General features: G+C 67.5%; 13 protein-coding genes. 6 read left to right on the forward strand and 7 right to left on the reverse strand.

Annotated features, from left to right (window positions below; translation table 11 throughout):
- Together EV138_RS09115 and EV138_RS09120 are read left to right on the forward strand one after the other, a co-directional pair.
- Nucleotides 1-849: a carbohydrate ABC transporter permease gene (locus EV138_RS09115; protein WP_133977951.1), complete on the forward strand. Its 849-nt coding sequence runs from the start codon at nt 1-3 to the stop codon at nt 847-849.
- A 24-nt stretch (nt 850-873) separates the two neighbouring features.
- Complete coding sequence (locus tag EV138_RS09120; protein WP_133977952.1) at nt 874-2223, forward strand: FAD-binding oxidoreductase; 1350 nt, start codon at nt 874-876, stop codon at nt 2221-2223.
- Here EV138_RS09120 and EV138_RS09125 read toward each other — a convergent pair.
- The 5 genes from EV138_RS09125 to EV138_RS09145 form a co-directional block, all read right to left on the reverse strand.
- Nucleotides 2214-3212, reverse strand: a complete 999-nt coding sequence (locus EV138_RS09125) for a TIGR03842 family LLM class F420-dependent oxidoreductase (RefSeq protein ID WP_133977953.1) — start codon at nt 3210-3212, stop codon at nt 2214-2216. The two genes, EV138_RS09120 and EV138_RS09125, sit on opposite strands and share 10 nt — an antisense overlap.
- 15 nt (nt 3213-3227) lie before the next feature.
- Nucleotides 3228-4634, reverse strand: a complete 1407-nt coding sequence (gene hydA, locus EV138_RS09130) for a dihydropyrimidinase (protein WP_133977954.1) — start codon at nt 4632-4634, stop codon at nt 3228-3230.
- Nucleotides 4635-4688: 54 nt separating this feature from the next.
- Complete coding sequence (locus EV138_RS09135; protein ID WP_133977955.1) at nt 4689-5531, reverse strand: nitrilase-related carbon-nitrogen hydrolase; 843 nt, start codon at nt 5529-5531, stop codon at nt 4689-4691.
- A gap of 65 nt (nt 5532-5596) precedes the next feature.
- Entirely contained in the window at nt 5597-6274 is a 678-nt protein-coding gene (locus EV138_RS09140) for a PhzF family phenazine biosynthesis protein (protein WP_133977956.1), read from the reverse strand.
- A 9-nt stretch (nt 6275-6283) separates the two neighbouring features.
- Nucleotides 6284-6469, reverse strand: a complete 186-nt coding sequence (locus EV138_RS09145) for a hypothetical protein (RefSeq protein ID WP_112246956.1) — start codon at nt 6467-6469, stop codon at nt 6284-6286.
- 139 nt (nt 6470-6608) lie between these two features.
- Here EV138_RS09145 and EV138_RS09150 point away from each other — a divergent pair, with 139 nt between their 5' ends.
- Together EV138_RS09150 and EV138_RS09155 are read left to right on the forward strand one after the other, a co-directional pair.
- A complete protein-coding gene (locus tag EV138_RS09150) occupies nt 6609-7028 on the forward strand; it encodes an SRPBCC family protein (protein WP_133977957.1) in 420 nt (139 codons plus the stop codon).
- Complete coding sequence (locus EV138_RS09155) at nt 7025-7564, forward strand: TetR/AcrR family transcriptional regulator (RefSeq protein WP_133977958.1); 540 nt, start codon at nt 7025-7027, stop codon at nt 7562-7564. The genes EV138_RS09150 and EV138_RS09155 overlap by 4 nt, the downstream gene beginning before the upstream one ends.
- Here the strand turns inward: EV138_RS09155 and EV138_RS09160 are convergent.
- Complete coding sequence (locus tag EV138_RS09160) at nt 7561-8739, reverse strand: serpin family protein (RefSeq protein WP_133977959.1); 1179 nt, start codon at nt 8737-8739, stop codon at nt 7561-7563. The two genes, EV138_RS09155 and EV138_RS09160, sit on opposite strands and share 4 nt — an antisense overlap.
- 82 nt (nt 8740-8821) lie before the next feature.
- Nucleotides 8822-9733, reverse strand: coding sequence for an EamA family transporter (locus EV138_RS09165; RefSeq protein WP_133977960.1), 912 nt, complete (start codon nt 9731-9733; stop codon nt 8822-8824).
- Nucleotides 9734-9808: 75 nt separating this feature from the next.
- On the opposite strand from EV138_RS09165, the gene EV138_RS09170 reads away from it, so the two are divergent.
- Nucleotides 9809-10717, forward strand: a complete 909-nt coding sequence (locus EV138_RS09170; RefSeq protein ID WP_133977961.1) for a LysR family transcriptional regulator — start codon at nt 9809-9811, stop codon at nt 10715-10717.
- Nucleotides 10718-10937: 220 nt separating this feature from the next.
- The gene (locus EV138_RS09175) at nt 10938-11888 is read left to right on the forward strand and encodes a right-handed parallel beta-helix repeat-containing protein (RefSeq protein ID WP_133977962.1); all 951 of its coding nucleotides are present in this window, start codon (nt 10938-10940) and stop codon (nt 11886-11888) included.
- Nucleotides 11889-11932: the final 44 nt, after the last annotated feature.

Raw genomic sequence — 11932 nt, forward strand, 5'->3', positions numbered from 1 at the left:
ATGGCGAACATCCAGCGCTCGGGATCCGACAAGGCCGGCTCGGTGATCCGGTACGTCGTGCTCGGCGTCGGCGCGGTCTTTTTTTTGCTGCCGTTCTACCTGCTGCTGCGCAACGGGTTGTCGACCGAGGCGGACATCACCTCGCCGACGTGGAAGCTGTTCCCGTCGACGTTGCACTGGAGCAACATCAGCGATCTGTTCAGCGACCCGGCCGTGCCGATGGCGCGGAGCCTGGTCAACTCGCTGGTGATCGCCGTGGTGCAGACCGTCGGCGTACTCGTCATCTCCGGGCTCGCGGGCTACGGGCTGGCCCGGATCCCTTTCAGGTATGCGAATGCGGTGTTCTACTTCATCGTCGCCACCTTGCTGATCCCGGCGGCCGTGACGTTCGTCCCGAGCTTCGTGCTGGTGTCCTCACTCGGCTGGGTGAGCACCTTGCGCGGCCTGATCGTGCCGGGGTTGTTCCAGGCTTTCGCGACGTTCCTGTTCCGTCAGTACTTCCTCAACTTCCCCCGAGAGCTGGAAGAGGCCGCCCAGCTCGACGGGACGGCGTACTGGGGAACGTTCTGGCGGATCGTGGTGCCGAACTCGGCCGGCTTCATCGCCGCGATCGGCACGATCACCTTCATCGGCTCGTGGAACGCCTTCCTCTGGCCGCTGGTGATCGCGCCGGACCAGAACTCCTGGACCGTGCAGATCGCTCTGTCCACCTTCCTCACCGCGCAGACGATCAACCTCCCCCAGTTGTTCATCGCGGCCAGCATCGCGATCCTGCCGCTCGTCGTGATGTTCGTCTTCCTGCAACGCTGGATCGTCGAAGGGGTGGAGCGCTCCGGCATCAGCGAATGACCCCATGCCTGGACAGACTGAGGCATGATCGACGAACTCCGTTCCACCATTACCGGTCCGGTCCTGACGCGCGGTGACGAAGGCTTCACAGAAGAGGTTGCCGCGCACAACACGATCGCCGTCCACACCCCCGAGGTCGCCGTCGGCGCCGGCTCGGAGAGCGACGTCGCCGCGGCCGTCCGGGTCGCCGCGAAACACGCAGTACCGGTGCGCGTCCTTGCCACCGGCCACGGCACCACCGCTTCGACAGCGGTCACCGACGGCATCCTCGTCACCACCTCCCGTCTCAACGACCTCACGATCGACCCCGAGACCCGGATCGCGCACATCGGCGCCGGCTGCGCCTGGGCCCCGGTCATCGCGGCCGCGGCCGAGCACGGTCTGGCCCCGATCACCGGCGCCTCCGACACCGTCGGAACCATCGGCTACACCCTCGGCGGCGGCCTCGGCCCGCTTGCCCGGACCTACGGCTTCTCCTCCGACTGGGCGCGCGGCTTCCGGCTCGTCACAGCTTCCGGCGAGGTGATCTCGGCGAACGCGACCGAGAACCCGGACCTGTTCTGGGCCTTGCGCGGCGGCAAGGGCGGCTTCGGTGTCGTCACCTCGATGGACTTCGAACTCGTCCCGCTCACCACCCTGTACGGCGGTTCGCTGTTCTACGACGCCGAGTACATCGCCCCCGTCCTGAACGCGTGGGTCGACTGGACCAAGACGGCACCCGAGTCGGCTTCGAGCTCGGTGGCGATCCTGCGACTGCCACCGCTCGAATTCATCCCCGAGCCGTTGCGCGGCAAGACGCTGCTCAACCTGCGCTATGCCTTCGTCGGCGACTCCGCCGAGGGTGAGCGGCTGCTCCAGCCACTCCGCGACCTGGCACCGCGGCTGATCGACGGGGTCGCCGAGATGCCCGCGGCGAACATCGCCCAGATCCACAACGACCCGCGCGACCCGGGCCCGGGTTGGGTGCGCGCGCTGCTGTTGGACGAGCTCGACGGCGACTTCACCAAGACTCTGCTCGGTGCGGTCGGGCCTGAGCAGCAGGTGCCGATCATCGTGACCGAGCTGCGGCATCTCGGCGGAGCGACGGCACGCGATGTCCCGGAGGGAAGCGCGGTCGGCGGCCGGACGGCGGCGTACAGCCTGTCCTTCGTCGGCGTACCGGACCCGAACCTGTTCACCACGGTCCTGCCGCCGCTCGTCGACGGCATCATCGCCCAGCTCGCGCCCTGGGTCTCGACCGACAACAACATCAACTTCGCCGGCGGCCTCGAACTCCAAGGCTCCTACGAGACCAGCTGGCCGGCCGAGACCTCCGCCCGACTGGCCGAAGTCCGCGCCACCTACGACCCGAACAGTTTGTTCGTCTACCCCTGAAGCACCGGGATGACACCCTTGCCGTACGCGGTGAGGGTGTCGTCCTTGGCATCGTGCTGGAGGTAGAGGGCGAACTGGTCGACGCCGATCGACTTGAGTTCTTCCAGGCGGGCCAGGTGGTTCTCGACCGGGCCGAGGATGCAGAAGCGGTCGACGACGTCGTCGGGGACGAAGTCGGTGTGGGTGTTGCCGGCGCGCCCGTGTTCGGCGTAGTCGTAGCCCTTACGGCCCGCGATGTAGTCGGTCAGCGCCGTCGGCACGTGACCGGAGGCGCCGTACCGCTCGACGATGTCGGCGACATGGTTCCCGACCATGCCGCCGAACCAGCGGGTCTGGTCGCGTTGGTGGGCGAGATCGTCACCCACGTACGCCGGTGCCGCCACGCAGAAGGTGATGGCTTCGGGATCGCGGCCGGCCTGCTCGGCAGAGCGTCGTACGGCGGCGATCATCCACGCCGCGATGTCGGGGTCGGCCAACTGCAGGATGTAGCCGTCGCCGACCTCACCGGTCGCCGCCAGCGCCTTCGGTCCGTACGCCGCCACCCAGACCTCGAGCCGGCCGTTCTCCACCCAGGCGAACTTCAACTGCTGCCCGCGGTACGTCACCGTCTCGCCGCGCGCCAGCGAACGGACGACCTCGACGCACTGCTTCATCTCCTCGACGGTCCCCGGCTGCGCGCCGAGGGTCCGCAACGCCGAGTCGCCGCGGCCGATCCCGCAGACCGTGCGGTTGCCGAACATCTCGTTCAGCGTCGCGAACTGGGACGCGATCACGGTCCAGTCGCGGGTGCCGGGATTGGTCACCATCGGTCCGACCACGACCCGCTCGGTGGCGGCCAGGATCTGGCTGTAGATGACGAACGGCTCCTGCCAGAGCAGATGCGAGTCGAACGTCCAGACGTGGCTGAAACCGGCCTCCTCCGCCTTGACCGCGAGCTCCACCACCGCCGACGCGGGCGGATCGCACTGGAACACCACTCCGAAGTCCACCGGCTTGTCCCCTCGTCAGACCAGGTACGACGACAGCCCGCGGCGCAGGTACCGTCCGTGCCCCTTGCGGCCATGGTAGTTGCCATCGGCCACGATCACGCTGCCGCGCGAGATCACCTTGTCCACCCGGCCGGCGATCTCGAACCCTTCGTACGCCGAATGGTCCATGTTCATGTGATGCGTCTCCGCACTGATCCGGGTCGTGCCGTTCGGGTCGTAGACCACCAGGTCGGCGTCCGAACCCGGCTGGATCACGCCCTTCTGCGGATAGAGCCCGAACATCCGCGCCGGCGTCGTCGCGATCGTCTCGACCCAGCGCTCGAGCGAGAGTTGTCCGTCCACGACACCTTGGTAGAGCAGGTCGACCCGGTGCTCGACGCCGCCGATCCCGTTCGGGATCTTGGAGAAGTCGCCGCGGCCGAGCTCCTTCTGGTCCTTCATGCAGAACGGGCAGTGGTCGGTCGACACGATCGCCAGGTCGTTGCTCCGCAACCCTTTCCACAGATCCTTCGCATGCGGCTCGTGCTTGCTCCGCAACGGCGTCGAGCAGACCCACTTCGCGCCCTCGAAACCAGGCGCGCCGAGCTGGTCCTCCAAGGTCAGATACAGGTACTGCGGGCAGGTCTCCGCGAACACGTTGCGCCCGTTGTCCCGAGCGGCAGCGACATGCTCCAGCGCCTGACTCGCCGACAGGTGAACGATGTACAGCGGGCAGTCGCGCGCCACCTCGGCGAGCGAGATCGCGCGGTTGGTCGCCTCGGCCTCCAGCGCGGCCGGCCGGGTGATCCCGTGGTAGATCGGATCCGTCTCGCCCCGCGCGAGCGCCTGCTGCACGAGAACGTCGATCGCGATCCCGTTCTCCGCGTGCATCATGATCATCGCGCCGTTCTCCCGCGCGGTCTGCATCGCGCGCAGGATCTGGCCGTCGTCGGAGTAGAACACCCCGGGATAGGCCATGAACAGCTTGAAACTGGTGATGCCCTCGTCGGCGACCAACTGGTCCATCGCCTTCAGCGCGTCGTCGTCCACGCCGCCGAGGATCATATGGAACGCGTAGTCGATGTGACAGTTGCCGTCCGCCTTCGCGTGCCAGGCGGCCAGTCCGTCCTGCACCACCTCGCCGGTCCGCTGGACGGCGAAGTCGATGATCGTGGTCGTGCCGCCCCACGCGGCCGCCCGCGTGCCGGTCTCGAACGTGTCGCTGGCCGCCGTACCGCCGAAGGGCAGCTCCATGTGGGTGTGCGCGTCGATGCCGCCCGGGATCACATACTTGCCGGCGGCATCGATCACCTCGTCCGCCTGCACCGTCTGGCTGAACGCCGGATCGAGGACGGCGACGATCTTCTCGCCCTCGACCAGGACGTCGGCCGGCTGCGTCCCGGTCGGCCCGACGACGGTTCCACCTTTGACCAGCAACGACATCCTTGGCGCTCCTAGCATCGATTCGGTTGTCAGTACGGCGTACCGGCGTACCGGCTACGGCTTGGTGAGGTCGCCGTAGGCGTCGGGGCGGCGGTCGCGGTAGAACTGCCAGCGGTCCCGGACGGTGTCGAGCAGGCCGAGATCGAGGTCGCGGACGATCAGCTCGGGATCGTGGTCGTGCCCGACGTCACCGACGAACTTGCCTTCGGGGTCGACGAAGTACGACGTACCGTAGAAGTCGTTGTCGCCGAACTCGTCCTCGATGCCGACCCGGTTGATCGCGCCGATGAAGTACTCGTTGGCGACGGCCGAGGCGGGCTGCTCGAGCTTCCACAGGTACGAGCTCAGGCCGCGGCTGGTGGCGGACGGGTTGAAGACGATCTTGGCGCCGGCGAGTCCGAGGGCGCGCCAGCCTTCGGGGAAGTGCCGGTCGTAGCAGATGTAGACGCCGATCCGGCCGACCGCGGTGTCGAAGACGGGATAGCCGAGGTTGCCCGGCCGGAAGTAGAACTTCTCCCAGAAGCCGTTCACCTGCGGGATGTGGTTCTTCCGGTACTTGCCGAGGTACTTGCCGTCGGCATCGATCACCGCGGCGGTGTTGTAGAGCACGCCGGGCTGCTCCTGCTCGTACACCGGGAGCACCATCACCAGGCCGAGCTCGCCGGCCAGCGCCTGGAACCGCTCGGTCGTCGGCCCGGGCACGGACTCGGCGTACTCGTAGAACTTAGGGTCTTGGAGTTGGCAGAAGTACGGTCCGTAGAACAACTCCTGGAAGCAGATCACCTTCGCGCCGGCCGCCGCGGCCTGGCGCGCGTAGTCCTCGTGCGCCTTCGTCATGGACTCCTGATCGCCGGTCCACTTCGTCTGCACCAGCGCCGCCCGCACAACCTCCGCCACAGCAACCTCCCACGTAGCCGAGCCCCCATGCTCTATCCGCAGACCTCAGCAGTCAACGTCCTTGATCAGACAGAGATGGAGCGCGAGGGTGCGGCGACCACCCGGCCGCCTACGGTGACGGCCGTGGGCGTGAGAACTGTCGTGAGGAGTTCGGAGCCGGCGCCCTGGGTGATGTGGAGAGGACGGCCGAGGCGGGCGGTCAGTTGGGTGGCGGCGGAGCCGGTGGCCTCGTCTTCCGGGACGCCCATGGCGGGGGCGAACATCCGCGAGCGGACGGTGCCGTCATCTTCGGAGATCCAGGACCACAGGTAGGTGTGGCCGTCCGAGTAGTCACCTGGGTCAGCCGCAAGCACCGCATCCGGGGTGGGCAGTTCGTACCAGGTGAAGGTGCTGCCCCACGAAGGGTCGGCCTGGACCGAGGTGATGTCGCCGGCACGAGAGACGGGTACCTCGCCGACGGGCACCCGTAGTACGGGCGTGTCGTAGCCCTGGGAGTGCAGCCACCAGGCAACGCCGACGGTGGGATGACCGGCGAACGGCATCTCCGCGGTGGCGCTGAAGATCTGCAGCCGGCCGGTCGCTGGATCGTCGACGAACACGGTCTCGCTGTAGCCCAGCGTCGCGGCCACCCCGAGGCGGGCCTCAGCGCGAACCTGGGTGCCGTCGACGATGCCGAGCGGGTTGCCGAAGTCGCCGGAAGGGTCGACGAAGACCCGTACGACGTGAACGTCGACGGTGGTCACCGCAGGGAATCAGAGAACGAGGATCGCGGCGATGACAGCGATCAGGACGACCACGCCGCCGACGATCGCCAGCGTGCGGCCGTTGAGCTTGGGCTCCTCGGTCGCCTCGGTCGTTCCCTCGTTCACGAAGGCGCGGAACATCTGCGTGCTCGCACCCGGGTCCTGCTCGTTCTCTGTGAGGTTCTGGTCAGCCATGCCGCAGACCCTACCTGGGCCGCCGGACCGCCAGCACCGACCAACGCTCGTTCTGACCGGACTCTTACGCTCCGTCCGACTACCGTTCACGCTCCGCTGGACCTTGGACAGCATCCGATCTGTGTGTACCATTTGGTACATGCGCTTCGATCACTCCATCACCGTCCAAGCCCCCGCGGAACGCGTCTGGGAGGTGTTCAGCGACGTCGCCCGGTGGCCCGAGTGGACCCCGACGGTCGAGCAGGTCGAGCGGCTCGACGAGGGCCGCATCCACGTCGGCGCCCGGACCCGGATCCGCCAGCCGAAGCTGCCGGTCGCGATCTGGGAGGTGACCGAGCTGGCCGAGGGCGAGTACTTCGAATGGGTCTCCCGCGCGCCGGGGATCAAGACCACCGGCGGCCATCGGGTGGTCAGTACGCCGGAAGGCACCGTGGCGACGGCGACGATCATCCAGGAAGGGCCGCTCGGCTGGCTGTTCGGCAAGCTGTACGCCGGCCTGACCAAGCGGTACATCGCGATCGAGACCGAGAACCTCAAGAAGGTCAGCGAGCGGGAGTGAGCCGCGAGAGCCTGCTCACCGACGCGGTCGAACACTTCGCCCGCAACGGCATCGGCGATGCGAGCCTGCGGGCGATCGCGACCGCGATCGGCACCAGTCACCGGATGCTGATCTACCACTTCGGTTCGCGGGAGGGCCTGCTCGCGGAGGTGGTCCGTACGGTCGAACAACAGCAGCGGGACCTGCTGGCGTCACTCGATCAAGGGACCGTCGCCGAGCAGGCCGAGGAGTTCTGGCGCCGCGTCACGGAGGCCGCGTTGATCTACGGGCCGCTGTTCTTCGAATTGTCCGCGCACGCTATGCAGGATCAGCCGCACACCGAGGCACTCAAGGCGGACCTGATCAACGTCTGGCTGCCTCCGTTGACCGACCTCTGCATCCGCGCCGGCATCGCCCCGGACCAGGCCCCGGCGTACGCCCGGCTGGGTCTCGCGGCGTCTCGGGGACTGCTGTTCGACCTGCTCCTCACCGGCGATCGCACGGGTGTCGACGAAGCCTCGGCTCTGCTCAACCGGTTGTTCGCGCTGCCGACCTAGGCAGGCTCGGTGGGTTGCTCGATCCAGCCGGTCACGATGGGGAGGCGGCTCCCCCGTAGTACGGCGGTGAAGGCGAAGGGGCGGGCGAGTTCGACGTCGAGGCGGCGGGCCTGATTGGTGGGCATCGACGTTCGCATCAGGCCCATCGCGGTGACGGCGGCGGCCTCGAAGCCGGTGGCGAAGAACCGGGCGAGGACGGTCTGCTTCGCCGAGCCGACCACCAACTGGTCAGGGCTGATGCCGCTGAAGTGGCCGTTGCCGGCCGGCGGGCCGGTCACGGTGGTCAGGCCGAAGATCTCGCGCAGCGCCAGCAGGTCGTGCTCGACCTCGACGTTGAACGACGGCAGGGACAACTTCACGTCCGGCACGGAGGTCGTGGTCAGGCCGATCTTGACGCCAGGCGCGACCTCCTGCCCGGGTTCCCCTTGCTCCACCAGAGCGCTGCCCAGTTGCCCCTCGGCGGGCTTGGCGGACGCCGCGAGAAGACCTGCCAGTACGTCGGTTCGTTGGGCGTCGCCGATTCCGAGCAGGATGTCGACGTCGGCGTCGCCCTCCACCGTGATCACGGTCAACGGGCCGGCCGGCGAGTCGGCGTACCGGCGTACGGAATCGAGGTCGCCATCGGTGCGCTCGAGCCAATGCCACGAACTGCCCGCCCATGGACCGTCGTACAGGCGCTTGAGCTGCTCCTTGAACGGCTTGGTCCAGGTGGTCTTGAGGGACAACGCCGAGGCGAGTACGACGGCGAGGTCGGGCGTCACCTCGATCGGCATCTTGCGGATCATCCCATCGGTGTGCTCGGCAGCCCACGCATCGAGCTTCGCCTTGTCAGCAAGGGAGTCACCGGTGAGCGTGCCGGCTAACGCAGCCGGTACGACGTCGTCGAACGACTCGCTCAGCTTCAGCTGCTCGTGAACCCAGATCGCCATCGCGGCGTGCAGATCGGCCGATCGCTCAATGGTCTCGACCAACTCGACGGCTCTCCCGGCTGCACTGTCAGCATCGACGCCCGCAGCCGCGGCCAACTCACCCCGCCCCGGCTCATCCGCCGCCGTCGCCAACAACGCAACCAACGGCCACACCCCCAGCCCGGACACCACGCTGTTACCAGCCGGCAACTCCCGAACCCACCGCCCGGTCAGCTTCCCCACAGCACCCACCACGTCGCGATCCATACCCTCCACCCTGCCACGCAGGTGGGCAGAACACCGGTGGGAGGCGCGCTGCGAATGCCTGACCGCGTTCGTCCGGCCGGCTTCACCCCACCGGCGAACCAGTACGAGTGAGCACCTCCGCCATTGGCGCGCTTGCGCGGGTGGGGCGGCGGAGGACGGTGCAGGCCATGCCGCCGATGATGAGGGTGGCGGCGACTGCTTGTTGGGGGCCGATGGATTCGCCGCGGAAGGTCCAGGCTGCGGCCATGCCGACTACGGGGACCAGGAGGGAGAAGGGCGCGACTGTGCTGGCGTCGTACGTGCGGAGGAGGAAACCCCAGGCGCCGAAGCCGAAGAGGGTGGCTACGAAGGAGAGGTAGGCGATGGCGCCGACGCCGGTGAGGTCGATCGATCGCAGGGCTCGAGCATCTGCGTGAGCTCCCTCGGTCGCCAGGGACAGCAGGACCAGCGGTACTACGGCGACGGCGCTGACCCAGATCATGAAGCGCAGGGTGTCTTGGGGTTTCGCGTGCCGGGTGACGATGTTGGACACACCCCAGCAGGCGGCGGCAGCGACCACGAGGACGAGGGCACCCAACGGCGCGGTCAACCCGTGGTCCAGCGCGATCACGACCATGCCCACGCAGGCGATCGCGATTCCCAGCAACTGAGTCTTGCGAGGGCGCTCACGCAGGACCAGTACTGCGAACAGCAGCGTGAAGATCACCTGGCTCTGCAACACGAGCGAGGACAGTCCGGCCGGAGCGCCGTGCGACATCCCCACGAACAGCAGGCCGAACTTCGCGACTCCGAGCACCAAGCCGACGGCGATGACGTAACGCCAGGCGACTCTGGGCTTTCCGAGGATGAAGACGGCCGGCACAGCGGCGAAGAAGAAACGCAGTGCGGAGAACAGCAGCGGCGGAAAGTCCTGCAGGCCGACCTCGATGACGACGAAGTTGATCCCCCAAACGATGGCGACCGTGACGGCGAGGAGAACGTGGCGAGGGCTCATGGTCACTCAGTCTGGGCCCCAGCTACTGTTAAGGACCAGCGAATCCTGCTATGCCTCTTACTGTAGGAGTGCTAAATGATCGATCTCGGCAGACTGCGAGCCCTGCACGCCGTCGCGGTCTACGGATCCGTCGGCAGTGCCGCCGACGCGCTCGGCTACACCCCGTCGGCGATCTCGCAGCAATTGGCGAAACTGGAGCGCGAGACGCGAACGGCGCTGCTGGAGAAGCGTGGTCGCGGGATCGTGCTCACCGACGCCGCGCAGCAGCTCGCGGCAACGGCGGGTCAAGTGCTCCAGTTGGTCGAGGAGGCCGAGCTGACCCTGGAGGAGCAGCGCGGCCAGGCGATCGGCACCTTGGTGCTTGCGGCTTTCCCGACCGCGGCACGAGGGTTGCTGCCCGCCGTACTCCCGACGTTGATCGACGAGCACCCGGCTCTCGACGTACGGGTGTCCGAAACGGATCCGTACGAGGCCGTCGCAGCGGTCGGTCGCGGCGAGATCCACGTCGCGATCGTGCACGACTGGCACAACACCCCGTTGACCCTGCCGGAGGACCTCTCCCGGGTGAAGCTGGGCACCGACCCCGCCGACATCCTGGTCCCGGCCTCGCATCGCCTGGCCGGCAAGGAATCCGTCCGCGCCGACGACCTGGTGGGTGAGCGCTGGATCTGTCAGCCGGTCGGTTCGATCTGCCACGACTGGCTGATCCGCACGATGCGCAAGGCCGGCGTCGAGCCGGAGGTGGTGTACTCGGTCGCGGAGTACCAGACCCAGCTCGCGATGCTTGCCCAAGGCATCGGAATCGGCCTGCTGCCGCGACTCGGCCGCGGCCCACTGCCGCCCGGCGTCGTCGCAGTACCGCTGCAGCCGGCACCCAGCCGCCGCCTGTACGCCGTATGGCGCACCGCCACGACGCGTCGCCCCGCCATCGCCGCCACCCTCGCCGCTCTCAAAGCCGGCTGGAAATCCCGCGACACGGCTTGATCCGGCAGTCCCGTTCCGGTCGGCGGGAATTTCTCTGATCACCCTTCGCGACCGATTGACAGCGCTGTGCAGCACCGCTAGGTTCCGGTGAACTATTAGGAAACTTTCCTAATCATGGAGATTCCTTCCGGGCCGGCGCACCGCCCCGTCGCCGGCCCGGGGGCGCATCCCCTGTGTACGACGCAACGCCCCTTCCGTCGTCCACCGAAAGGTCGCTGTCATGAGACTGTTCCGCACCGCAGCACTGTCCGCCCTCCTCCTCGCAACCGCCGTCCCCGCCCTCCCGGCGCAGGCGGCAACCCTGAACGTCAGCACCGCCGCGCAACTCAAGACGGCGCTGACCAATGCCAAGGCCGGTGACACCATCAAACTTGCCGACGGCACCTATTCCGGCAACTTCAAGACCACCGTGTCCGGCAGTTCGTCGGCGCCTATCACGTTGACCGGCAGCTCCAAGGCCGTTCTCACCGCGAGCGGTGGCTACGGCCTGCACCTCAACGGTGCCAGCTACTGGCAAGTGCAGGGCATCACCGTCACCGGCGGCCAGAAGGGCATCATGATCGACTCCGCGACCCGGGTGACGATCGACGGTGTCACCGTGCACGGCCTGGACATGGAAGGCGTGCATTTCCGCAACAGCAGCAGCTACGGAACGATCCGGAACTCGACCATCTACGACACCGGCAACGACGGCCGCGGGATGGGCGAGGGCGTGTACGTCGGCAGCGCGGGCGGCACCTCGGACAAGTCCGACCACGTGCAGATCCTCGACAACACGATCGGGCCGGACGTCGGCGGTGAGGCCGTCGACCTGAAGGAAGGCACCACCGGCGGCCGGGTCGCGGGCAACAGCTTCGACGGCCGCGGACTGACCGGTGCCAACTACGACGACAGCTGGGTCGATGTCAAAGGCAACAACTATGTGATCGAGAACAACACCGGCAAGAACACCACGAACAACGGCTACGAGACGCACACCCAGCAGAGCGGCTGGGGTTGTGGCACGGTGTTCCGCAACAACCACTCCGACCTGACCGACGCGACCGGCCCCGGGCGGTACGCGTTCAACATCACCAACTACAACGCGTCCTCGTGCAAGGTGACGATCGACAGCTCCAACACGATCACCGGCGGCCGCAGCCTGACCAACCCCGGCATCCCGGTCGGCTGAGAGCGGCCGGCTGAGGCTGGTCGGCTGAGAGCGGCCGGCTGAGG

It is taken from the genome of Kribbella voronezhensis (genome assembly GCF_004365175.1).
GTDB classification, from domain to species: Bacteria; Actinomycetota; Actinomycetes; order Propionibacteriales; family Kribbellaceae; genus Kribbella; species Kribbella voronezhensis.

What these genes read in the sequence shown, in the direction of transcription:
- EV138_RS09115 (WP_133977951.1), top strand. Translation starts at nt 1, where the DNA reads ATGGCGAACATCCAGCGCTCGGGATCCGACAAGGCCGGCTCGGTGATC.
- EV138_RS09120 (WP_133977952.1), top strand. Translation starts at nt 874, where the DNA reads ATGATCGACGAACTCCGTTCCACCATTACCGGTCCGGTCCTGACGCGC.
- hydA (WP_133977954.1), bottom strand. Translation starts at nt 4,634, where the DNA reads ATGTCGTTGCTGGTCAAAGGTGGAACCGTCGTCGGGCCGACCGGGACG.
- EV138_RS09145 (WP_112246956.1), bottom strand. Translation starts at nt 6,469, where the DNA reads ATGGCTGACCAGAACCTCACAGAGAACGAGCAGGACCCGGGTGCGAGC.
- EV138_RS09150 (WP_133977957.1), top strand. Translation starts at nt 6,609, where the DNA reads ATGCGCTTCGATCACTCCATCACCGTCCAAGCCCCCGCGGAACGCGTC.
- EV138_RS09160 (WP_133977959.1), bottom strand. Translation starts at nt 8,739, where the DNA reads ATGGATCGCGACGTGGTGGGTGCTGTGGGGAAGCTGACCGGGCGGTGG.
- EV138_RS09165 (WP_133977960.1), bottom strand. Translation starts at nt 9,733, where the DNA reads ATGAGCCCTCGCCACGTTCTCCTCGCCGTCACGGTCGCCATCGTTTGG.
- EV138_RS09170 (WP_133977961.1), top strand. Translation starts at nt 9,809, where the DNA reads ATGATCGATCTCGGCAGACTGCGAGCCCTGCACGCCGTCGCGGTCTAC.
- EV138_RS09175 (WP_133977962.1), top strand. Translation starts at nt 10,938, where the DNA reads ATGAGACTGTTCCGCACCGCAGCACTGTCCGCCCTCCTCCTCGCAACC.